Raw genomic sequence first — 24,945 nt, 5'->3', positions numbered from 1 at the left:
TTAGTTGTAGCCGTTGGGATTGTTTTTTTGCCAGTTCCAGCTGTCGCGAACTATATCATCCAGTGTTTTTTCTGTTTGCCAGTTCAGCACCGCTTTTGCTTTAGATGGATCGGCAAAATAACGAGCCACGTCGCCAGGACGTCGTTCGACAAACTGGTAAGGTACTTCTAACTGATTCACTGCCGCAAAGCGCGTCACTATGTCCAGCACAGATAGCCCCAACCCACTGCCTAAATTAAAAACATCAAAGCCCTCGCCTTTGGATAGATGCTGTAAAGCAGCAACATGGCCTGCGGCTAAATCTGTGACATGAATATAATCACGAACACCTGTACCATCTGCAGTGGGATAATCACTGCCAAAAATTTGCAACTCTGATCTTTTACCTACCGCAACTTGCGTAATAAAAGGCATCAGATTATTGGGAATGCCATTTGGGTCTTCGCCAATACAACCACTTGCATCAGCACCCACAGGATTAAAATAACGCAATACAGCTATATTCCAACTGCTGTCTGAACGCTGTAAATCCTGCAACACCCATTCTGTCATTAGTTTAGATTGGCCGTAAGGATTCATAGCGACAGTTGGAGTAGTTTCCGGTAGCGGGCTATTTTGCGCATTACCGTACACAGTGGCCGATGAACTGAATACCAGATTCTTCACACCAAATTCCGCCATAACCTGACAAAGCTTAATAGTGCCGCCTACGTTGGTTTCGTAGTACCACAAAGGCTTTTGTGTAGATTCCCCTACAGCTTTTAAACCGGCAAAATGCACTACAGCTTTGACAGGATATTGTTTAAAAACTGCAGCCAAAGCATCTGCATCCAACACATCACCTTTAATCTGAACCATTGATTTTCCGGCTAACTGCTCGACACGTCTTAACGATTCCGGGCTGGAATTGCTGTAATTATCAAAACTAATCACCTGCTCACCTGCGCGAAGCAAGGCCAAAGCCGTGTGACTGCCGATATAACCAGAGCCGCCAGTTAACAAAACATAACTCATCACAAATCCTATTGATTTAACTGTAAAAACAAAAGTAAGTTTGAAGCTTAAGGTATCTAACGGCTGGAAAGTTTCAGCCAAAGCCTCACTGCGTAAATAAAGAAAGCCTCCGAGGAGGCTTTCATTTATTTAATCAGAACTACCTTGTAAAAGGTGCACGAGATTCCGTTAGTGCATTTAAGTTAACTGGCTTATTTAACATCTGACCACCATCTCTGGCAATAGGTATCCATGGAATACGACCGCGGCCAGTAGCAGACTTCAATGAAAATACATCAAATGGAATTGACACATAAAAACCTTTAGTAAAACTACCTTCTCCATATTCTTCTGATGACATATCAGTAATAGCGGCATAAGCACCAACTACAATGCCACTATCAAAACGTTTAGCAAAATCTACTGTGACACCTTTATCTTTGGCCAGATACTGGCCAAAACTTGCTGTAATCATGGTGTCTTTTAACCATTGAGGAGTCCAATAGAAACTTAAATGACCTGTTACGGTTTTATAGTCAAAAAATGCAACATCACTGTCATAGTCCCGTTGCCGTACGTAGTTAAGATCTAAACCAATGGCAAGCGTTGTATCTATTGGCTTATACAAGACTTCGCCACCTACGCCACCATACATGGTTTCTAAATAACCCGCATAAGCTTGGCCATACCAGTTATCTGCTATTTCATCTTTCCAAAGACCGTATAAGTTCTCCATAGTGACATCGCTACGGCTGACATATTCGCGAACATAAGTACGAACACGAGGCACACCTGTATTCTGGGCATCTACTTTAAAGTTAAATTGATCGAAGTTAGATAACAAATTCAGTTTAACTGTAGTTTGCAAACTAAAGTTAGTATTGAACTGATAACCACCGCCCAATAATAAGCCGCCTTGATACATATAGAAGCTTTCAGGGTTACCAAAAGTCTGGATCCAGAAAATATCGGCGCTATATCCAAAACCACTTTCTATGCGCTCCACAGCCCACTGCTCGTCTTTAGCTAACAATGGTTGTGTTCTGTGGTACGTTGTTTTTACATCAGCTTCTGGCGTTTCATAACGCGCAGCTTTTACAAACTGCTCCGCATTGATTACGGTCTCTACCATAGGTAAATCCATCACCTGGATCACTATCCGGTAGGTTTTAATACGCTCAGGTAAATGTGTTGCCAACACTCGCCCTATACGGTTCATTGCAACATCTTCATCACGGTAGGCAATCTGTGAACCCTTTAAGATAATTTCATCGTCTTTTAAAACATAATTATTGACCACAAAACCAGCGTTTAAGTACAAATCCTGGCGAAGTTGCGCTTTATCTAATTCGTCTATAGACACCACCCTTATATCAGGAACTTCCTTAGGGGGAGGGTCTAATTTGATCTGTTTTAGTTTATTAAAATCAAGTTTGTAATTCACACCAAAACCAAAGGTGTTACCGCGCTGGTAGTTTAAATTTAAATCAAAAGATTCATTTAACGCATAGACAGCACCAATATTAAAATCAGAATCTTGTACTAAAGCCCCAGCTTTGTCTTGCTGGTAGTTATTGCCATCGTATTCCAGTTTTAGCCTTAATGGTTGCCATGGCGTTTGATACTCTATACCACCATACAAAGAGGCTGGGCCTTTAAAAAAACGTTGATAATCAACTTTCCCGCCTGAACCGCTAAAGCCACCAGGCCTTTCACAATAACTGTCTCTGATTTCACAAAATGGATTAGTAATATTCCCTTTACGGCCCAAATACCCCCAACCTATACCTAAATGCAGGTCAAAAGGGCCTAATCTTTTACTGGCTGCAATAAATTCACTTTCAAATAAACCTGTACCACCAAAATCACGAAAACCTACAGAGAGATCCGGCAAAAATTCACTTTCACGCCATAACTTAAACTTAACGTCTATGCCTTTGTCTTTATAGGTCTGGTCTCCGCTAAAACCAGGATCGTCACTATACAGTTGCGTACGCACATCAGAATAACGCACTGTGGTTTCCATCCAGGGAAATAGCATCAGAGACGCGGACCAAAATCTGTACTCTTCGCTGTCCTGGTAATTCAGACTAAAAGCTCCAGCCTCATTCATTCGAGCTGTTGGCATTTGAATTAAACCAATACCGCCATGATTGCCTTGCGAGTAATTATTTTGCGCCGGAGAAAAATACTCTTGTGCTAAAACTGTGGGACACAACAAAGCAGAAATAATAGTAGCTATACAGGACATCTTCATTGGGCAACAACCTTGTGCAGCAAAAGTTCTACAATTTGTTCATTAATATCACTAAAAGCCTCAGGCAAAAAACGTTGTTCAAAGGGAACAAACAAGAGGCTTCCAGGCGATACTTCCTGATAGGTATTATTCCATAAACCTGTTTTGGCTATTAAAACCTTGCCTGCAGCAGTAATAATATAAAGATAAGAACTGCTGCCCCCATCAAGCACTGAAACTGAATCAAGATAATGCACAACAGAAACAGCATCGGCTAGCGCAATGTTTTTCTCGGCCACTAAACCTTCCAATTGCACTACCGTAGGCCTGACATTCACTAACAACTTGTATTGCCCAGCAGAAAGCAAAGGATTAAGCGACTTTTTCGCTCTTACTATGTCTGGGTCGAGCGACAATTGCATATGACCTGCTAATTCCCAGGCAGCTATATCCTGTTCTAACTTTTCAACACTTGCAGCTAACTGAGGTTCTGCATCCTGTTGAAACTCAAGTTTAAGTGCTGCTAACCGACTTAGAAGTTGCTTGCGTTGTTGTTCAAGCTTTAACTTAGTATCAAGATCCACCTTAAAAAGTCTGGCTGCAGGCCAGTATAAAGAGGCTGAGGCATTAAACTGAGTGACAACCAACCCCAATCTGGGCTTTTCAAAATAGCCCTGATACTTGCCCTGATGCTCAACCAACACCACTGGTGTTGCAGCTTTTACAACATTCAATCCTGCAATAGCCAAAGCAAGTAATAAACAACTCAAGCGATTCATCTTAAACTCCCTTTTTTAATCACGCCTAACAAACGTCCAGCGCTGCTGACATGAATCAGCTCAACTTCCGGCCAAAATGGAGCAATGTTTTGACGGCTTTTTAATAACCAACCACTTTTTAAATCAAACCAAAACTGATTAATTGCAGTCTGTCCGTTTGGAAATGTAACGAGTTCAGTAACCAGTTTGGTTTGAAAGCTATAGTCCAATAGCTCGATAGAAGATATTTCTGTTTCAATGATTTCATAACGTAGCAAATGCCCTGTTTCTGCTTTTCCAGACCAGTCAGTTTTGGCTTGCCAGCTCTGTCCAACCTGAATTTTTGTCATGGGTTGTTTCAGTGGATCCAACTCTTTGTTAGAGATATACAGCAGGTTATTTTCAAATCCCGTTGTCTTCACTAAGCGGCCTTTTTCAAGCACCAACAAGGCTTCATCAGCCGACACCCATTTGTACTGACCATGTTCCAGATAAGCTAAAACAAGAACTGCATTAGGTAGCGTTCCTACTTTGGCATATAAAACGTCACTTTCCCGGCTAGCAAGCTCGGCTTTAGTTAAACTGGCGCCATCACCTTGATTAAAAGCCAGCTCTAAGGTCTGGGTATAAGTGTGAAAAGTGCTGGAACAGCCAAAAAGGGTTGCCAAAGCAAAAAAAATAAAAGGCAGGGCTAAGTTGCGCATAAGATCCATTTCAAGCAAAAGTTGCAGATAACAAAAAGCCGCCATCAGGCGGCTTTTTAACAAGTTACACTGATTTACTGTACTGAAGGAGCGTAGGTAAAAGTTACAGGAACTGTGATAGTGCCTGTAGAAGTACCTGTACCAGTTACAGTTACTGTAGAGGTAGTACCAACACAAACACCACCAACCAGAGGGTCAGCACCATTACAAGTTGGCTCTGGTTCTGGATTTGGAGTACAAGTACCATTTACCAAAGTTTGGCCTGTAGGGCAATCCACTGGAGAATCACTACGGTTGTTAGAAACAACAGCAGCCAATACACCAGCAGCGATAGCACCAGCTACAATAGTACCAGTAGCAATACCACCGATAGCACCTAAACCAGCACCTGCAGCTGAAGCACCTGAACCGGCACCTGCAGCTGAAGCACCTGAACCGGCACCTGCAGCACCAGTCTCTTCACCCTGAGCCATTACTGCACCAGAAGTTATTAATAAAGCAGCCATTAACACGCTTAATTTTTTCATCACATCATCCCTATTAAAAACAATACCTCTAGAATAGAGGTTTTTCGTACAACCGACAAGCGTTTTTTTGTTGTCGGTTTACAACATTCCAACTTATACCAAGCTGGAAAACTTTGTTGTATCTGCTATTAACCTAATGCACCAGCTCCTTCTTTACTACGTCACTGGCGTGGCTGCCGACAAAGAGTAAATCACAAATTTCACTGTTGGGCGCGAAGCCTGTTGGTGCATCAAGTAATATTTGCCTGAGCATTTGTTGGTCAAAGCTCTGGCAGGCCACATCCAGGCTGTTAAGCACTAACATTGTAGCTGGCCAGGATAAAAACTGTTCTTTTGCCGCTCGAATTCGGACATGCTCAGTCGGGCTTTCATTATCACCAATTAACAATTCTTCGTATAATTTTTCACCAGGCCTTAGCCCTGTAATCTGAATTTCAATATCGCCACTCGGATTCGTTTTGTCTTTCAGTTTCAAACCAGCCAAATGGATCATACGTTTCGCCAAATCATAAATTCGAACAGGCTCGCCCATATCCAATACAAAAACTTCGCCACCTTTTGCCATAGCGCCAGCCTGTATGACTAACTGAGATGCTTCTGGAATGGTCATAAAAAAACGGGTGATTTCTTTATGCGTTAAAGTAACTGGGCCGCCCGACTTTATTTGCTGCGCAAAAAGCGGCACCACAGATCCGGACGAACCCAATACATTACCAAAGCGTACCATAGACATACGGGTAACTGTCTGTCGGCTCGCCAACCCTTGCAATACCAATTCGGCCATACGTTTGCTGGCTCCCATCACATTGGTAGGGCGAACAGCTTTATCTGTGGATATCAGCACAAAACTCTCCACTTTGGCCGCAATCGCCGCCTCAGCACATGCCCAGGTACCAAAGACGTTATTTCTAACACCTTCCACCATATTGTATTCAACTAAAGGTACGTGCTTGTATGCCGCTGCGTGATAAACCGTCTGGACCTGAAACCCTAACATCACCTGTTCAAGTAACTTTTGCTGCTGCACTGAGCCAATCACAGGTTTTAGACTACACTGATAACCGTAACGACGTTTTAACGCATTTAGCTCACGCTCAATTGAATACAACGCAAACTCTGACACATCGAACAACACCAAAACAGTGGGCTTACAGCGAATAATTTGACGACATAACTCAGCGCCAATAGATCCACCAGCTCCCGTAACCATCACTACTTTATGCCTGATATTTGCCTGTAATAAATGCTGTTCAGGCTCTATAACTTCTCGTCCCAGTAAATCTTCAATACGAATATCCTGCAAATCATCAATTTTCATATGACCTGCCACTAAATCCACCATTCCAGGGATACTCTGAACTGGTACAGGCAACTTAGATAAGCCTTCAAGCAATTCGCGCTTGCGGCCACGCCCAGCCGAAGGCATAGCTAATAAAACCCGGTCTACTCGATAACGTTCAATGGCTTTTGCAAGCAGTTCAGAAGGTAAAACACTTAATCCACAGACTGTTGTTTTTTGAAGTTCAATGTTGTCGTCAACAAAAACCACAGGCCTGTAGTCATCACCGCTTTGCAGCGCATAAAGTAGCTGGCGACCAGAACAGCCTGCCCCATATATCAATACTCGGCTTTTAGCTTTGTGCCTGTGCATTTGCAGTGCACTTCGAAACAACCAACGGCTTCCGCCTACAAAAATCAAAGCCAAAATAGCGAAGCAGAGCACTAAGCGAAAAGTATCAGCTGCAGGTAAGAACCAACATAAGGCAATAACTCCGGCTGAACTGGCAAAAACACCATAACCTACAGTAGCGACGGCCTGAGGAGCCATATAACGCAAAATGGCCCTGTACAAACCTAAAGAAGAAAAAACTGCCAGACTAAAACCAAGCCATACTAACAGCCCAAAACTATAAGATAGGATAAAAGCAAGAGGGTCTAAAATGCCGCTAAGCCAAAAGGCTGCGCATAATGCACTTATCAGAAACACTGCATCTGCACTAAGAGAAATCCCGCGCTTTATATTCCGGGGTAGCGACATAATCCACGTCACGCTTTCACTCCCTCTTCATTCATAGCACAACCCATTTTTGTCTGTAATATGACTGGTTTACCGACCAACAGCTTAGGCTAGCGTCTTACTATCTACCAGTTTTAACCTAACAAAAATGAACTTTATATGAATAAAAATGTCCTTAGGAATCAATATTTACAGAAAGACTACATATTTCTCTAACTTGGTACAACAAAAGAATAGTAACTAAGCGTTAATACCAGATGAATGGACAGCATCAAATTCTTTGATTAACTTGCCACCATAAATCGCAAATTCCGTCGGTTGGGTTAAAGCCTGTGGGGGCACTGAGCATTAAAGCCCTGATTTTTTCTAAATCATAATTAATAGAGGCTTCACTTAGCTCACTTAGCAAGGCCTGCATGTCGGTCCAACTCAAGTAAACCTCATTTGCAGCTTTAATCCGTGGATGGCGAGTCGGTTTTTCATCATCACCAATCAACAGCTCTTCATATAACTTCTCACCTGGCCTCAAGCCGGTAATCTTGATTTCTATATCACCATTAGGGTTTTGTTTATTTTTCAGCTCCAACCCCATCAAGTGCACCATCTTTCTGGCTAAATCATAAATTCTAACAGGTTCGCCCATATCCAGAACAAAAACATCACCGCCCTCTCCCATAGAACCGGCCTGAATAACCAACTGCGCCGCTTCAGGAATAGTCATAAAGTAGCGGGTAATGTCTTCATGAGTCAGTGTGATAGGCCCCCCCTTTTTAATCTGCTTTCGAAATAAAGGTACAACTGAACCAGATGAACCTAGAACATTACCAAACCTGACCATGCAAAAACGGGTGCTTTGCTGCCTTTTTGCTAAAGCCTGTAATGTAAGTTCTGCCAAACGTTTGGTCGTTCCCATCACATTGGTTGGGCGCACCGCTTTATCGGTTGAGATCAGCACAAAGGTTTCAACCCCAGCAGCTATTGCTGCTTCAGCCGTATGCCAGGTGCCAAACAAATTATTTCGCAAACCTTCTATCACATTAAATTCAACCAAAGGCACATGTTTATAGGCTGCGGCATGATAAACCGTTTGCACTTTATAACTTTCCATCATGCGCTGTAGACGCTGCTGATCAACTACAGAACCCAGAACCGGAAGCAACTGAACATCCAATTGCATCGCAGCAATTGTGCCATTTAGTTCTTTATCTATTTCATACAACGCGAACTCGGAAGCTTCAAATAACACCAGCTTAGCTGGCGCCTGCATAATAATTTGCCGGCATAACTCAGAGCCTATGGAGCCACCAGCACCTGTTACCATAACTACTTTGCCAGTAATATTGGCTGTTAATAAAGATTGAACGGGCGTAACCGCGTCCCTGCCAAGCAGGTCCTCAATTTTAACGTCCTGCAGCTCATCAATTTTCATTTTGCCGTCGACCAAATCCGTCATACCAGGAATAGTCAACACAGGTAGGCCCAGCGGTTCAAGGCGTTCTATAAGTTTTGCTCTTGTGCCGCGACTTGCCGAAGGCACAGCAAGTAGAATGCGACTGATACCGTACTTTTTAATCACATCTTCGATGCAATCCGGTGCGTGCACCTTCACATCCCGAATCATTACGCCATGAAAAGAAGGGTCATCATCAATAAAAGCGACTGCACGAAATTCAACACTATTGGCCAACGCCAGCAACAATTGTCTGCCGCTGGCACCAGCGCCATAAATTAATACTTTGTGATGCGCGTCGCGGCTGCCAGCTAATACAATCTCCCTTAGCAAAATTCGGATACCTGCAATGCCCGAAAATGAAAAAAATACGTAATTTAAAATAACCGATGCACTGTAGAGCACTGCATTTGCTTGAATAGCCAAATGAAGGAAAAAGGCAGATATAGCAGTACCAAATGCTATAGATAACATGGTTCGCAACCCCATGTAACGCACCACTGCCCTGTACAAACCAAGGCCGTTAAGAACGATCAGAGTAATAATTAATACCACTCCAAAGCTAAGCACAAAATTATTGTCTTCAAATAGTGAGAAATGGTCATAACGAAGATAATATGCACCTCCCCACGCAATAAACAAAACAAGACTATCTACAATTAAAGAAACAAAATGCTTGAGTGGTCGAGATAGAGTCATCAGCGGAGTTAAGCACCGAAACAAAAACTTAGAAGAAAATTTACCCAAAACACGCTCCAGAATTAGCGAATAAACTACATAATATAGGCACAACTTTACACGGTCTAAAGAATAAGCGGCCGAGTAGGACTTTGGCTCGAAGCGATAAAGTTTAAACCTTTTAATTTATAGTTGCTACGTATTGCCTTATGAAATGGAGTTGAAACACCGCAAAGATCAACTTAAACCCCATATTATCTTTTAACTCTGTCTCCTGAACCATTGCCTGCAACTGTCATAAAGATGTACTTAAAATAATCTTTCAATGACAAGTTAGATAACATTTTCTGATCAGTTTCAGCCAATAACACAGGCGTGGACATATCAATTTCATTGACCTGCGCTAAACCGGTGATGCCAGGGCGGAAATTAAAAACACCACGTTGCTCACGTTCCGCAATTAACTCGTCCTGATTAAACAAACAAGGCCGCGGCCCGACCAAACTCATTTCCCCTTTTAACACATTCCATAACTGTGGCAATTCATCCAGCTTGGTTTTCCGTAAAAAGCCACCAAAAGGTGTTATGGCGACAGCACTGGCTAAATGGCTGGCGACAGAAGCAGTATCAGGCCTCATAGTACGGAACTTCACCAGTGTAAAAGGCTTTTTATGGCGCCCCACCCGCTCCTGTCGGAAGATCGGTGAACCCGTATCAAACAAGCCAATAACAGTTAACAACAGCAGAATGGGAAAACCAAACAGCAAGCCTAAAAAAGAAAAACAGATATCAAAAACACGAATGAGCATTTTTCCTCGCCAGATGGTAATTCCATCAATTAGTTTTTTTTCGCTTTCAAAACGGACAGATGCAGGCAAGCTTTCAAAGCTTGGTCCACGTTAAGTATAGGCTTCCAGCTCAGCGTATCTTTGGTGTGCTGAATATCAACCTGCAGCGTTCCAAATAAACGATCTGTTATCGCCTTTCTTTTAAGAATTACTGCAACCCCTATCATCAAAGAAACAGGAAAAGGCAACAGCCAAGGCTTTTTTCCAGCGGCACGAGTCATTTTTTCGAGCAATTCGGTAGTGGACAGATCTTCGTCATCGCTCACAAGAAACGTCTGATTAGCCGCCTTAGGGTGTGAAACACAGGTCAGTATTAAATCAACCAGATTATCTAAAGCCACCAAACTACGCTTATTATGAATTGAGCCAAAAGGAAGAGGAAGGTTCTTTTGTGCCAATTTCATCATAGCGGCAAAATTTGCTTTTACTCCCGGACCATAAACTAAAGGAGGTCTGATAATCACCAACTCCATCTGAGTTCCATTGCAAATTTCCCAAAGCTCTTCTTCTGCCTCTTTTTTCGACAAACCATAAGCGTCTTCCGGTGCAGGGATGTCGTCATAGCGAAACGGCTTTTTGTTTGTCGTGCTTTCGCCATTTACTTTCACGGAGCTGACAAAAATAAATCGTTTCACTCCTGACGCCGCAGCTTGTCTCGCAAGATTAGCTGTGCCCGCTGTATTCACTTCCCTAAAAGCACTTAAAGGATCACTGCTGCTTTCATCCATCACATGAACGCGAGCCGCGGTATGAATAACAACATCAACATTGTGCAGGTAAGCTGAATAATCTGCAGAGCTGTCTATCTCTGCCTGGCAAAATATACCTTGAGTCTGCTGTGGATCTTTGCGGCTCAACAAACGAAGCTCTTTGGTGTGCAGAGCTGACACCAGAGCCTTGCCTACAAAGCCAGTAGCCCCAGTAAGGAGTATTGTTTTATTAATCATCATGCCTCACCAAACTCACTATGTCCTTAGCCATTTCAGCCATAATTTGCCGGCGGGAGAACTTGGTAATAAATTCTGTTCTTGGACTTACCCCTAATTCCAAAGTATCAAAAGAGCGATAGGCTTCTTCGTCATTCCCAGGATAAAAGACAGAGGAGTTACTTACTTCTTCTTTCAGAAAGTCAGCAGCATAACCAGAAACGCCAGCCCACACAGGCTTACCTAAAGCAGCATACTCAAAAATCTTTGATGGCAACACTTTACGAAAAGCAGGATAGTCATTTAAATGTAAAAATAAAATATCAGCGATTTGATATTCACGAATCAATTCATTACGACTGACAGGGGGCAATAATTCAACGTTAGGAATATCCTTCAGATGCTGCTGGAGAACTGCCTTGCGCCCACCATCTCCAATGACTCTGAACCTGGCTTTTCCTTCCAGACGTTTTGCTAATGCAGGCAGTATAGTGTGTAACCCCTGCCCTTCGCCCATATTACCAGCATAAAGCACAGTCACCGGACCTGAAACTTCAGAAACCACCGAAGATTGTGGAGCAACAGCCAGAAATTCATTATCAATACCATTGGTAAACCAGCGGTATTCAGCCTTAGGATAACGACTGGAAAAATAGTCGGCAAAACCTTTGGAAACTAAATTAATACGTTTAGCACGGCCAAAAGCGTAAGACTCAATCCAGGAAAATATCGGTTTTGCCAGCCAAGTAATTTTAGCCGGTAATACGTCTTTAATGGTATCAACAAAGATATCTCTGATATCCAGATACAAAGGCAACTTCTTAGCAGAGGCTATGCGTGCGCCAAGAAATGCGGTAAATAATCTGGATGAAGTTGCAAATACCAAATCATACTTTTTATCTTTGGAAATCTTTAAAGCTTGCCTGTAAAAAGCAGTAAAAGCTTTGATCTGATCCAGCATGCCACTTTTATGCGAAGGTAAAGCAATACGATGTATTTCAACTCCGTCTGTTACTTCATGTCCTGGTGCCTGAGCAGAAAAAGATGCGTAACGATTTGGCAACGTGGTAATCACTTCCAGTTCCACATCTTTTTGCTGCTTCAATTGTTCAACTAATGCAGTGCAACGGAATGAACCCGCACATAAATCAGGCTGATAATAAAACGACAACACAAGAATTTTCAAAAGCTTATACCTTCACTAATGTTACAGAGGTAGCCAACTCATTCTCTTTAAACTGAACTTCAATTTTTAAAGAAGGCACGGACTGACCAAAACGAGGATGCCAGGTGGTTTTTATGATCCGGCAGCAAAAGGCGGATTTAAATTGAACGACCTGACCTTTTGGTAAAGTTAACATGATATTCGTATCGTCTTTTTGTACTGCAGTGATGTTCGGATGCAAATGAAAGTGAGCTACCGCACTGTGGTAACGTCCGATCAGAGTATCTTTAACCTGAAGTTGGTTTGGCATCATAGACACTGAGCGTCTGTGCACTACTTTGTCAGACAATCTGCAATATCCGTCATGAGATGCCGTAATAGTCACCATCTCATCTGAAACACTGCTGTTCTCCAAAGTAGCTTTAGCACGGCGCGCAACCCTAAAACCACTCCAAACTTCAGAAGAATCGACTCCATTCACAACAACAGTATTGTGTGCAGCGGTTTGGCGTTGCCTTAAACGTTCGGCACTGACACCATAAATCGATGTTCCCGAATTGACAAATACACGCTGTAAACCCAACGACCATTCGAAACTTAAGCTATCCGCATGTGCATGACCCGGCAAATAATCAGGCCCAACCTGAGCGTGATCAAAAATCAAGCTGTGATCAGGCATACTAATTTTGCTATAGCCGCTCTCAGATAAAGTGTGCAGGGGCTCTGGTACAGATTCGCTAACAAAGAGCCCTAGTGATTGTGCATAAGCAAATATTTGCTGCGGTGTAGCAGCTATACCTATGGCACTGTCGTTAAAAAAACTAACCTCGCCGTCCGGATGAAGCATTGTTTTAAGCCAGATCAAACCCTTTCGTGCAATATCTGACCAAGGCTCTACCCTTGTATTCAACTTAGTATTTCCGGACAACTGAGCTAAATGTAGCAACTCCAGTAAATCCCAAAGTAAAATACAATGATACATAGGGCTAAGCTCAAAATGCCCACCGTCTTTCAGAAACTGCTCTGGTATTTCGCGATCAAGGATCTTTAATCCAGAATCAAGGTATTTATCGGCAGCAATCCCTTTAAGGAAACAACCGGAGAATACCAGTGCTTTGCCGTTGGCAAACAAGTGATTTCCTAAAATATGATATTCAAGCTGTTTGCTCAGGGCTTTTGCTTGAAGATCTATACTACGAATAATTTCGGGCTTATTCAGTTTTGCCCTTTTATACCACTTGATCCAATTCACCAACCGCAGCGACAAAGGATAAGGCTCCCAGCCATTGCCTGATACTGCAGGGTTTTCCGCCATCCAACGCTCTACCAGAGCAAGTTGTGTTGCGGTTCTTTGCTGACTGCCTCGGGCATTCAAGTCATCGAAATAGTGCAGGTTATACAGCCAGAGTTTTTCAAAGGCAGGACTATTCCAGTCCTGAGCTGACTGAACCTGACCGGACAGGTTCAGAAAACAAACTTGGTTACCGCCTAAAAATGACGGCTCAACGACCTCTGGCCCATGCCAGATCCAATCGGTAGAACTTAAAGAGGTCGAATCGGATGAAATGTGTCGCAATGGAAATAGCTTATAGTAAATTCTATAAGCTATTTGTTCAAAGCGCAGCGGCCTTACCGTGTGGTAAAGCCGCTGAAGTTTAGTGAGCAGTTGCATCCTTAGCCCTGTTGTATTCTTAATTGCTCTGCTATTTCAATAGAAACTCTTGCCACTTCAAACACTTCATCAGCTGGAATTGGGCACTCTTTGCCTTCATTAATAGCAGCTAAAAAGGCCTGACAACAAGCGACTTGCCCTTTGTCCTGACGCCACAAATTCATTTTCGAGAAACCAGGCCAACCGAAACCTTTTAGTTTCAGGAAATTATCTAATTGCAACACCCGTCCAGCAGTGAACACTTCAACCCTTTCTTTCGGAAAGCTTGATGATCCATTTGCAAAGTAATGGATGGTACCAAAAGACCCATCTGCGAAACCTAAAATAATGGCGGCTTTGTCTTCAGTTATAGACTGGTGTGAATTGTCTCCCATACGTCGAGCCTGAACAGATATAATTTCTGAGCCTGCCAGATAACGCATTAAGTCGATGAAGTGGCAAGCTTCACCTATGATTCGACCACCACCCACCGAATTATCCTGAGTCCAGTGATCTTCAGGAATGGCGCCTGCGTTCATGGTCATAATAAAAGACTTAGGTTCTTTCACTGCATTGAGCAACGACTTCATCTTTTGTATTTGCGGAGAAAAACGACGGTTAAAACCAAGCATCAACAACTGCTTGCCTTCGGTTTGACGATACGCAGCTTCTACTTTCGCCAATTCTTCTTTGTCGATAGCCAGCGGCTTTTCTACAAATACATGTTTGCCATGTTTTAAAGCTTGTTCTGTGAAATAAGCATGACTGTTATGTTGAGTAACAATAACTGCAGTGTTTATTTGCGGGTTTTCCAGCAGAGCTTGTGTATCAGTAGATGCGTTCGCAAACCCCGCTTTTTCGCCATGGATAACACTATTAATCCCCCCTGAGGTGCTAATAGTATGCAGCTGAGCGCCTGCAGCTTTAAACGCAGGGATCAACACTCTGGAAGCGTAATTTCCAGCGCCAACAAAGCCTAAAGTCGGCTTATCAGCTGTAAATGAAGTCTGTAATAAGCTTACAGAACGGATGTGCCGTTCATTAAATTCGCTTGGGTACTTTAATAAAATACCCAGTGCAGCTTTATCGTCTGTTAAAACCGAATAAGCTTCTGCAGCATTTTCAAATATGAAACGGTGTGTAATCAAGGCTTCTACATCAAGTGCGCCTGCAGACAACATATCAAGCACAGCCTCAAAGTTACGTTGTTCAGTCCAGCGCACAAAAGGCAGTGGGTAATCCAGACCTTTTTGCTCATAATCTGGTTCGTAGCGGCCTGGGCCGTAAGAGCAAGAAACCTGAAAGCTTAATTCTTTTTCATAAAAATCTGCACGATTTAATTCAAGGCCTGTTACACCAACTAACACAATACGGCCACGTTTACGGCTCATTCGGGCAGCTTGGGTTATAGGATCATTCGATTTAGTAGACGCCGTAATAATAACAGCATCAACACCATGACCTCGGCTAAATGCCATACCAGCTGCGACCGGGTCTTCACCAGCTCCAGGGTTACAGATTTCTGCACCAAATTGTTTGGCAAGTTCAAGTTTACGTTGATCAAAATCTATAGCCAGTACCCGACAACCCTGGGCGCGTAACAACTGTACTGTTAATAAACCAATTAAGCCTACGCCTGTAACTACTACAGATTCACCTAAGGTTGGTTCAGCTAAACGTATACCTTGTAAGCCGATGCTGGCCACTACAGTAAAGGCAGCAGCTTCGTCACTAACGTTATGCGGGATTATGGCGCATAAATTTTTTGGCACTCGTGCTACATCTGCATGCGGTCCATTAGAAAGCACACGGTCACCAGGCTTAAACTGCTCTGCCCCTTTACCAACAGCCTCAACAACACCAACGTTGCAATAACCTAAAGGAAGTGGCTGCCCCAGCTTTGAGCGCACAGCATCTATAGTGGTTAACAAACCATCCGTTTGAACCTTTTCAAGCACCATTTTTACTTTTTCAGGTTGCTGTCTGGCTTTGTCAATTAAAGACGCCTTGCCAAAATCGACTAGCATACGCTCCGTACCTGCAGAAATCAGACTGCATGTAGTATTAATCAGCAGGTGCCCGGAACTCACAGAAGGCGTAGGTGCCTGAACGACAGTGGTAGCACCTTTGGCAAGGTCTTGGAGAATTTGCTTCATCATTAAGCCTTTGGAAAAATATTGAGCTTTCGAGCTGAGTTCAGCTCTTATTGAGTAATTTCTTATCTTCTACAGAGGGGTAATTGATCAAAACTGCCTTGTAGGTTCCTTTAAATACAAACAGGCTACCTGCAGCAACACCTATAATTTTATGTTCATCAATCACCGATTTAATGTCGCTTAGAGAGCCAGCACCACCAAGTACAGTGAGGGGAATATCTATTGCAGCGCGAATCAATCTGATCAATTTATGATCATAGCCAGCCATTTTACCGTCATTATCAATAGAGTTAACAACAATTTCACCTGCGCCTAATTGCTGAGCCTTTTTAGCAAGTTCTACAACATCACCTTTCACTTTCTTTGTGCCATTGTAAATATAACAATCATAACCGCCAAAAAGAGTTTTCTTAACGTCGAGAACAACAACTACGCTTTGTCTACCGATGGCACTGGCAATCTCAGTTATTAACATTGGGTTCTCAAGTGCAGAAGAACTTAACGCTACCTTTTCAACCCCCAAATTACTAATCCTAACTGCTTGTTCAACAGTTTTAATACCTCCACCGTAACAAAACGGCATACGGCATTCTGTAGCAAGATTTTCTATCATCTTGTAATCAGGTTCTCGATTATCTTTTGAGGCATCGATATCAAGAACAACAAGCTCATCAACAAGTTTTTCATTAAAAATTTTAACTGCATTAATCGGGTCACCGACATACTTAGGATCTTTAAAATTGACTGTTTTAACCAGTCCTTTATTTTTAACGAGCAAACAGGGAATGATTCTTGAACGCAGCATAATTATAAATTCGCAAAATTTTTAAGGAGTGTAACTCCGTTTAATAAACTTTTTTCAGGGTGAAACTGAAATCCGTAGATATTCTCCTTATGCACAGCACAAGCAAACTCCCCTGCATACTCTGATACAGCAAGTATGTCCTGAGGATTTTCAGCATCATAATAATAAGAATGCAGAAAATAAAAACCCTGCTCGTAATCAATACCTAAAAAAATCTCAATATCCTTTGTCGCTCGAACCTGATTCCACCCCATGTGAGGAATAGTAGGCTTGTGATTTAGCTTGGTTACATCAATTTTCTTTACAGTTCCATCAACCCAGCCTAACCCTGGCAAAGAACCTTCTTCGCTGGAATTGGCCATAATTTGCATACCTACGCAAACGCCTAACACTGGCATTTTCTTATTAAGAACCAAGTCGTCCAGCGTGTCACGCATTCCAGAATTATTCAAAAGCTGCATAGCATAATCAAATGCGCCAACGCCAGGAAGGATCAGCTTATCAATTGACTGAAAGTCGGCTTCTGTTTTGACCGCTTTAAAAGATATATTCAACTGCTTGAATATATTAGAAAACGCGCTGAGATTTCCTAAGCCGTAATCCACGATTCCAATCAACGCTTGCCTCCTTTTTCCAACCCGAAAGCACGCATCACTTTCGCACCAATATCATAAATACTTTGCTGGTTTTTATAGTCGCGGTAAGTTTTGTTTGGTGCATCCATATAACCTTGCAATTCATCAACAGTGATACCCAACTTCGTAGCAATATACTCAAACTCGTTGGCAATTTGCTCATCGTCATGCGCAGGAGTTTTTAACTTCTCTAATGCTTCTTCACGAGTCATTTGCCCAGTCAGAATTAAACTTGAGTACTGAACTTTTCTTGTGTCATAACCAAATTTTTTGGGTAACCAGTAGCCTTCATAGAACTTGGTGAATCTGGATTCAAAATGCTTTTGCGCGTAACGCTGATAACCAAAGTTGTCGACTAAAAACTGTGTAGCTTCTTCTTTGTGATATGGCATGTAGTCTAATGGACGAATCAGTTTAATGCCGCGAATGTAAGGCAAATAAACTTTGTGCCACAAAATATTTGTGACCGGGTAATTTTTTAATGGGATAGTGCCAAACTTCTTGTGAATATCAACAAGCTGAGTAGCATCTGACTGATAATACATCCATTCGAGTGGGTTACGAACACACTCTGTAGAGAAATTCCCACCGGTCAAAATATAATTAACCTTATATTTTGCTGCAAACTTATACATAGTTGCAAAGAAAGAATGGTCCTGCGGGCTATCAATATGCGATACACCAGATTTAATGAAAGCTAACTGAAGATCTTTCATCTCTTCCCAATCTATTACTTCCGTATATAAATCAAGCCCAAGTTTGTCGACTATCTTTTCAATATTATTTACTGCGGTCTGAGAGTTCCAGCCAGCGTCAACATGAAATACCAAAGGGCGCAAGCCAAGCTTCTCCTTGGCTAGGTAGGTAAGGTAGGAGCTATCAATACCACCACTCATACCTATAATACAGTCAAAGTCTTTCCCTTTACCTTCTTCTTTAATCTTGTCGGCGATTGCCATAATGTTTTTAAGGCCTACCTCGTCGGTATGCCATTTAGGCTGAATGTCGGTAAAGAAGGTATTACAGTGATCACATACACCTTCATCATCAAATACAATTTTCGAATCGGTGGTATCCATCACGCAATTGGTACAAACTTGATATTCACGCATTAATTCAGATCCTTTAGCGCCAAACTTTAACGTACTTACGATATTCTTTATGAGCCTGGCAAGAATATTGCCACTTAAGCTCACCTGGGATCATGCCTGTTGAAGCATGACAGTAATGAGTTACAGAAATACGGGGCTCATAGTACGTTTTAAAGCCTTTCTCCTCAAGCTGCTTTGACAAGAAAAACTCTTCGTACATCAGAAAGGTAGGTGCCCACAAATCATTAAAATTCTTAAAAAACAATGGAGTAAGCACATAACACGCGCCATATCCCTGATAAATTTCTTGAGCTACTTCATACTGTTTTTCATCTTCACGGTCTGTCAGGCCATGAGTTAACTTCGCAAGTTTGACAATGAGCCCAGCAAGCCAGTAACTGGAATGGTATAAATCGTAAACGACTTCCCTCACTTTACTTATAGACTTAATCACATGAGGGTTTTGTGGTGTCCCATCCAACATGCGGATATCAGGTGACAAAACTGGATAACGGGATACGACGTCAGCGCTTTGCTCTAGTTGTTGCAAAAAATTTTCCGGAAAAATGAGGTCGTTATTACCCACAACCATTAATTCAACATGTGGGAAATCTTGTCTGGCTCTTCGAATACCCACATTCAAACCTTCGAAATAGCCAAGATTATTTTCGTTAAAAATAGCGGTTACCCAAAAGCTATGTAATTTACTGAGCTCAACCAACTTGCCTTGCTCTACCTTACTACTTCCATTATCCACAACGAATACATGAATTTCATTAGAACAGTGCTTTAAAGATTCTAGCATCTTTTCAGTAAAATCAGTGTTATTAAAATTTGTAACTACATATGATACACGCATAAGTAAAACCGGCTCCAAAAATTAGATTAACATTTGATTGCATTATAATGGACTCTGAATAGATACGCTAGAAGTGCTATCATTTTGACGTCTGAGTAAAAATCCAAACTAGTACCCATGAACAGGCCAGTGACTATTACGAATGTAATGACTCTATTAGATTCACTTAAGGTGGAAAAATGAAACAATTTCCATATAAAAATAGAGGCAATACTAATAAAAAACACCAAACCGACCACTCCATAACATACAAAAACATATACGTAATCATTATCAAAACTATTGTTATACACGCCCAAGAATTCGAGATAGGACCTGCCTGCACCAAAAATAAATAACACTACGTTTGAATCAATAACAGCACCTATTTGAGCAAGCCAAATTTCAATACGAGCTCCCATTGAAGATACTTTCAATCCAAATTCAGCTAGACGTTTCAAATCATAAAACGTAGCAGTCAGCATGTCCCAATAAGAAAACACACTAAAAGAAGCAACACAAATTATTGAGAGAACAAAGAAAACCGAAGACCAACCTTTTGTTGCCATAACCAAAAAGGAGTAAATAGCAAACATTATCACCAAGATCAAGATTGCAGTTTTAGATTGCGAAAGTACAATTAATCCAACAGATAATATAACACCAAGCAAGCTTGTATACCGATAATCTGAAAAACTGTATCGCATCAGAAAAAAAGAGAATGAAAAAATTGCCAAAATACCATGCTGTCCAGGACCTGGCGACAACCCCAGAGCTCTAACACTATTGAGCGAGGAGGAAAACTCGCTGTGCGAGGAGCTATTATAAATGCTTGAAATAAGTTCAGAAAATGGAAAACTCAAATGAAAAAATTGGAAAAGTGATACGCAGAAATCGGCAATTACATAAAAAAGTAGCGCATTATGAAATGCGTTTAAATTTTTATCAGAGACTGAAAAAAAAACAAACACAAAGAGAGTTATTTTAACAAACTCTTTTATATCGTAAACATTTCCAAATATAATCGATTTGAATATAGCCCACGTGAAAAATAGAAAAAAAACTGAGAGCAGGAAGGACATTGTTTTAAAATTAAACTTATTCCTATTTGAAAGCAAAAATGGGGTGAAAAAGATAAAATTTAATATATAAAACACATCAAAGCTTACTGCCGGAGAGAACAAAATAAATAAAACGGCTATAATGCTTACATTATTGTAATTTTTAGAAGAAGTACTAACCATACTCTGCGCACACGACAAGCCTGCAGTGCTATTCATCTGTTGTCAGGCCTTATTTTCAAAATAGTCTATGCATTCCAAAGCAAAAAGACTTACTGCTTTATCGACCTTAGCATTTTCACTAAGGACATGTTCCAAAACTAAACCTTTAGTTTCTTCCGCCCAATTATTATATGGCACACCGTAAGATAAGCCGAATCGGTCCACTTGGTTTGGGTACCAATCTCGCTCCTCAACACCTTCGTCACCAACAACAATCGATTTGCATCCACAAAGTACCGCGAAAATTGAATAGGCTGTATAGGTATCATAACTAATAAAAAATTCAGAATTCTTAAAAATCTCTGCCACTTTCGAATGAGGTAAATCGTCAATTAAAGTATCAGTGGAGTGATCTTTTATATGCTTTTTACCCTTTCCCTTTCTAACGCAGTAACAATAACCTTTACGACTAGAAGGTAAATCAGCAGTGTTATAATATTCCAAAGGGTAGTGAATTACCTTTAATTCATTTTTTGAAGTTACCGAGCCAGGAAATTCAAAATCCTTAATAGCTGAGTTAAATTTATAGATTAATTCACCTGCGCTATAATAAAATCGATTTTCATGAAATCCTGGCTGATGAAGAAGCCATCTAACTACGTTTTTAGCTTGTAATGGATTGCCAAAAACAACTTCTGGATATATCACTATATAATCATTAAGATTTTTAATAGAACCTGAAAATACTGGCGTATTAAAAAATTTATTGGTCTTGAATGGTCGGATGCTGTTATAAACGGACCATTTTAAAAGATTAAAAATATTTTTAATAATATTGAATCTATTCACCTCATACGTGTAAGCATAAGGAAAAACATAAGATTCATAACCTAACTCATTAAGGACGTGACATAGTTTATGGAGAACAACGGTACCACCGCTATTTTCATCATAAGACGGGGTAAAACAAATAAACTTCTTCATTTAAAAACCTCACTAAACCGCGCCTTGAAAATAAAAATAGATTTATATTTCGAAAATACAAGATGCAAAATAACCACTGAAGCTAGCGCACAACAAGCCACTGATGTTAACGCAAACCAAACTACACCAAGATTAAAGAATACTAGTTTGTTTAAAATAAGGATACTAACGGAAGATAGTAGTGACGCTGTAAAGACCATAAATCCATACTTAATCAACTTCGGAATTAAACTGTTTAAAACAAAACCAGACCAGAAAAACATAAATATCATAGAATGAAGAAATATGAAAAATGCGCTTCCTTCTCCGCCAAATTTCATAGCAACGATCACTGATAGCGGAATAGTAAGAAGTGAGTAAAGTGAATATGCTCTAAAGTGATATTTTAGCTTCCCCACCGCGAAGAGAATAATAAACAAGAAATTAGTAATTCCATAAAAGTAAGCTGATGATATAAGCCATTTAGCATAACCATTCACATTTTCAGAAATATCTCTAGAACCAATCCAAACATAAATAAGCTCTGCTCCACACAAGAAAAATAAAGGTATTATCGGTGTAACAATAGCAATAAAAGCCAAGAAGAATTTTGTAAATAATTCAGACAGTCTGTCTGAGTCACCGTTGGAAAACAAAGAAGAAAGCCGAGGTAATAAAAATTGAGTTAATGGCACGGTAAATAGGCCAAGACACAAAGAAACTTGAGTTGCTATCTGGTAATAGGCAAATTCTTCCAATGGGATATATTTCGTTAATACTAATTTGTCCACCTGCGTTGCCACGACCCACAAAAGGGATAGGCCTGACAAATGAATAGTCGTTCCAACAAAATCCCTTACTTTGATATTCTCATTTTGATATGAAGAAGATATGTAATTTAAGACATTTTTTTTAGCGAGCATCGTCTTCTCAACACTGTAATAGTACAAAACCAGCGAAGAAACGACTAGAAAATCAATAACACTTACCACAAGCATGATTAAGAAATAAACCAAAATATCCCCAGAGGAATAAACTAAACCTAAGTAGGAGCCAAAGTAATACGCTAAAGTGGAAGTGACAGACCAATAAGCTAATGGAACTTGTCTTTCTAAACCATTTAAAAAACTAGTAAGGTATGTCTTCAAGTAAGACACGAACAGTATAAAACCCATAATCAGGAGAGACTGAGATACGATTTCCGGTTTTAGATTTGATTTCAACCAATTATTTTCAATAAGATCCTTTGATAAAACAACGAAAGTAAATAAAAGTATAGCTACTGCGAAAAGTACGCAAAAAACTTTTAAGTAAAACGAAAAAACTTTTTTGACACCCTGAACATCATTCTTATGAATTGCGACTAAGCGTGTTATACCGCCACTAACCCCCGCATCTAACAAACCTAAAAGACCAATAAACAAAGCTAACAAAGACACCAAGCCATATTGCTCTGGTCCAGTAATATCAAGTATTAAAGGTACAAACACCAAAGGAAGTAATGCCTTTAATGTTTGCGCCCCATACAACACTCCTAACTTAATTAGCATTAATTACTTACTTCCATGGAGAGATATCAAAATCTTTCTTCTGAGAAAAAAGATGCTATAAGATTGCAAATTTTTAAAACTTCCTCATTAGTTAAATCATAGAACATAGGCAACCTTAGTAAACAATCACTAAATTTGTCACAATTAGGAAGGTCTCGGCCATCGTGCAGACTAGTATAATAAGGACTTTTATGCAAAGATATATAATGAAATACTGAGGAAACCTCGTTATCCTTTAAAAACTGTATTAACGAACTTCTCACCTCCAGGCTTGCACATACTATGTAAAACATATGTGCATTATTGGTGGCATACGAAGGCGTTACAGGTAATTTTATAAACCCATCGACCTCCAAGTGGCTGAGCTCTTGAAAATATAAATTCCAAAGTTTCAACCTTTTGCCTTGTATATCTTCTATGTTTTCGAGTTGAGCATATAGATAGGCAGCTATGATATCTGAAGGAAGAAATGACGAGCCTAAATCTACCCAGCCATATTTATCAACTTCGCCTCTAAAAAAAGAGCTCCTATTGGTTCCTTTCTCTCTGACGATTTCAGCACGTTTCACGTATTCTTGATCGTTAACAGTAAGCAGCCCCCCCTCACCTGAAATGATATTTTTTGTTTCATGAAATGAAAAAGTGCCAAATTTGCCTATTTTACCTAATGGTGTGCCCTTGTAATATGAGTCTATCGCCTGAGCTGCGTCTTCCACAACAGATATGCAGTGCTTTTTGGCAATAGCCATAATATGATCCATATCACATGCTACGCCAGCGTAGTGGACAACAATTATCGCTTTTGTATTTTCAGTTATTAACGGTTCTATCAATAACGGGTCTATGTTAGGGTTATCGTTATAACTATCGGCAAAAATTACTTTCGCCCCTCTCAATACAAACGCATTCACTGTAGAAACAAAGGTAAACGAGGGTGCAATCACTTCATCGCCGGGCCGAATATCAAGAAGAATTGCTGCCATTTCTAACGCATCAGTGCATGACGTAGTCAATAATGCCTTTTCAAAACCATAACGACTTTCAAAGAAAGTGTGACATTTTTTTGTGTATTTTCCGTCTCCTGAAATTTTTCCTGAAGATACTGAATCGGTGATATACACTAGTTCTTTTCCATGCATCAAAGGCTTATTAAATGGGATCATTTTCATCTTCACTCTGAAAAAATATTTTTTCTAAATTTAGTAAATTTTTACTTCGATTGGACTTTCGCTTTGCAGGGATTCCTGTATAGATACCCCAGTCTTCTGTGCTTCGATTAACTAAAGTCATTGAACCAATAGCGCACCCTTCAGCTATAACCACGCCAGGAAAAATCACTGACCCTGCGCCTATGATTACATGCCGACAAATATACACAGGCTCAAATTTTTCATTTTTAAATTTTTTGGGTATTAGCGAGTTTGTCATTGTTTCGCCAGTGTAATCATCACTTTGAGCGAAAACCTTTACACCGTAAGCTAATGTTGAGAAATCAGACAAATAAACACCTGGAATACCTCCTGCAACTAAGCACATTGGAGTGATATGGCAATATCTACCAATTTCAACAAGCCCGGAGATAATACAAAAATCGTCTATACGAGAGTTATCTCCGATCTTTATAGTTTCTGGGTTATAAATCGCTGCTTTGTCACTTATTTTTACGTTACGACCTACTGATGCAAAACCCATTGCATTAATTTCATTTTGAGATAGGTATGCCATAATGCT

At 40.7% G+C, this 24,945-nt stretch carries 21 protein-coding genes; all 21 read right to left on the bottom strand.

What is annotated here, in order from left to right:
• The gene (gene galE / locus EK374_RS07755; RefSeq protein WP_206099306.1) at positions 1-1,014 is read right to left on the bottom strand and encodes a UDP-glucose 4-epimerase GalE; all 1,014 of its coding nucleotides are present in this window, start codon (positions 1,012-1,014) and stop codon (positions 1-3) included.
• A 139-nt stretch (positions 1,015-1,153) separates the two neighbouring features.
• Positions 1,154-3,250 (bottom strand): YjbH domain-containing protein, encoded by a 2,097-nt coding sequence (locus EK374_RS07750; protein WP_127021686.1) that lies wholly within the window; start codon positions 3,248-3,250, stop codon positions 1,154-1,156.
• Complete coding sequence (locus tag EK374_RS07745) at positions 3,247-4,008, bottom strand: capsule biosynthesis GfcC D2 domain-containing protein (protein WP_127021684.1); 762 nt, start codon at positions 4,006-4,008, stop codon at positions 3,247-3,249. The genes EK374_RS07750 and EK374_RS07745 overlap by 4 nt, the downstream gene beginning before the upstream one ends.
• Positions 4,005-4,691, bottom strand: coding sequence for a YjbF family lipoprotein (locus EK374_RS07740; protein ID WP_164731841.1), 687 nt, complete (start codon positions 4,689-4,691; stop codon positions 4,005-4,007). The genes EK374_RS07745 and EK374_RS07740 overlap by 4 nt, the downstream gene beginning before the upstream one ends.
• A gap of 74 nt (positions 4,692-4,765) precedes the next feature.
• A complete protein-coding gene (locus EK374_RS07735; RefSeq protein ID WP_127021680.1) occupies positions 4,766-5,218 on the bottom strand; it encodes a hypothetical protein in 453 nt (150 codons plus the stop codon).
• Positions 5,219-5,351: 133 nt separating this feature from the next.
• Positions 5,352-7,256 carry a polysaccharide biosynthesis protein gene (locus EK374_RS07730; RefSeq protein ID WP_164731939.1) on the bottom strand — a complete coding sequence of 635 codons (1,905 nt, stop codon included), beginning with the start codon at positions 7,254-7,256 and terminating at the stop codon, positions 5,352-5,354.
• Between the two features lie 250 nt (positions 7,257-7,506).
• Positions 7,507-9,432, bottom strand: a complete 1,926-nt coding sequence (locus tag EK374_RS07725) for a polysaccharide biosynthesis protein (protein WP_233280370.1) — start codon at positions 9,430-9,432, stop codon at positions 7,507-7,509.
• A 185-nt stretch (positions 9,433-9,617) separates the two neighbouring features.
• A complete protein-coding gene (locus EK374_RS07720; RefSeq protein ID WP_127021676.1) occupies positions 9,618-10,172 on the bottom strand; it encodes a sugar transferase in 555 nt (184 codons plus the stop codon).
• Between the two features lie 29 nt (positions 10,173-10,201).
• Entirely contained in the window at positions 10,202-11,161 is a 960-nt protein-coding gene (locus EK374_RS07715; RefSeq protein WP_233280369.1) for a UDP-glucose 4-epimerase family protein, read from the bottom strand.
• Positions 11,151-12,323, bottom strand: coding sequence for a glycosyltransferase family 4 protein (locus tag EK374_RS07710; RefSeq protein ID WP_127021674.1), 1,173 nt, complete (start codon positions 12,321-12,323; stop codon positions 11,151-11,153). The genes EK374_RS07715 and EK374_RS07710 overlap by 11 nt, the downstream gene beginning before the upstream one ends.
• 4 nt (positions 12,324-12,327) lie before the next feature.
• Positions 12,328-13,554 carry an alginate lyase family protein gene (locus tag EK374_RS07705; protein ID WP_233280368.1) on the bottom strand — a complete coding sequence of 409 codons (1,227 nt, stop codon included), beginning with the start codon at positions 13,552-13,554 and terminating at the stop codon, positions 12,328-12,330.
• A gap of 422 nt (positions 13,555-13,976) precedes the next feature.
• Positions 13,977-16,109: a bi-domain-containing oxidoreductase gene (locus EK374_RS07700; RefSeq protein WP_127021670.1), complete on the bottom strand. Its 2,133-nt coding sequence runs from the start codon at positions 16,107-16,109 to the stop codon at positions 13,977-13,979.
• 40 nt (positions 16,110-16,149) lie between these two features.
• Positions 16,150-16,914, bottom strand: a complete 765-nt coding sequence (locus tag EK374_RS07695) for an AglZ/HisF2 family acetamidino modification protein (RefSeq protein ID WP_127021668.1) — start codon at positions 16,912-16,914, stop codon at positions 16,150-16,152.
• Positions 16,915-16,916: 2 nt separating this feature from the next.
• Entirely contained in the window at positions 16,917-17,531 is a 615-nt protein-coding gene (hisH, locus tag EK374_RS07690) for an imidazole glycerol phosphate synthase subunit HisH (RefSeq protein WP_127021666.1), read from the bottom strand.
• Entirely contained in the window at positions 17,528-18,661 is a 1,134-nt protein-coding gene (locus EK374_RS07685) for an N-acetyl sugar amidotransferase (RefSeq protein ID WP_127021664.1), read from the bottom strand. The genes hisH and EK374_RS07685 overlap by 4 nt, the downstream gene beginning before the upstream one ends.
• Positions 18,662-18,674: 13 nt before the next feature.
• Complete coding sequence (locus EK374_RS07680) at positions 18,675-19,499, bottom strand: glycosyltransferase (RefSeq protein ID WP_127021662.1); 825 nt, start codon at positions 19,497-19,499, stop codon at positions 18,675-18,677.
• 26 nt (positions 19,500-19,525) lie between these two features.
• The gene (locus EK374_RS07675; RefSeq protein WP_127021660.1) at positions 19,526-20,758 is read right to left on the bottom strand and encodes an O-antigen ligase family protein; all 1,233 of its coding nucleotides are present in this window, start codon (positions 20,756-20,758) and stop codon (positions 19,526-19,528) included.
• A 6-nt stretch (positions 20,759-20,764) separates the two neighbouring features.
• Positions 20,765-21,685, bottom strand: a complete 921-nt coding sequence (locus EK374_RS07670) for a WavQ (protein ID WP_127021658.1) — start codon at positions 21,683-21,685, stop codon at positions 20,765-20,767.
• Complete coding sequence (locus EK374_RS07665; RefSeq protein WP_127021656.1) at positions 21,682-23,214, bottom strand: lipopolysaccharide biosynthesis protein; 1,533 nt, start codon at positions 23,212-23,214, stop codon at positions 21,682-21,684. The genes EK374_RS07670 and EK374_RS07665 overlap by 4 nt, the downstream gene beginning before the upstream one ends.
• Before the next feature lie 26 nt (positions 23,215-23,240).
• Complete coding sequence (rffA, locus tag EK374_RS07660) at positions 23,241-24,383, bottom strand: dTDP-4-amino-4,6-dideoxygalactose transaminase (protein ID WP_233280367.1); 1,143 nt, start codon at positions 24,381-24,383, stop codon at positions 23,241-23,243.
• Positions 24,364-24,939: an acyltransferase gene (locus EK374_RS07655; protein ID WP_127021655.1), complete on the bottom strand. Its 576-nt coding sequence runs from the start codon at positions 24,937-24,939 to the stop codon at positions 24,364-24,366. Before EK374_RS07655 ends, rffA begins: the two co-directional genes overlap by 20 nt.
• Between the last annotated feature and the right edge of the window lie 6 nt (positions 24,940-24,945).

The organism is Rheinheimera mangrovi, from assembly GCF_003990335.1.
GTDB lineage: Bacteria > Pseudomonadota > Gammaproteobacteria > Enterobacterales > Alteromonadaceae > Pararheinheimera > Pararheinheimera mangrovi.
The sequence above is the reverse complement of the archived record's forward strand: the minus strand, read 5'-3'. Positions and strand labels throughout refer to the sequence as shown.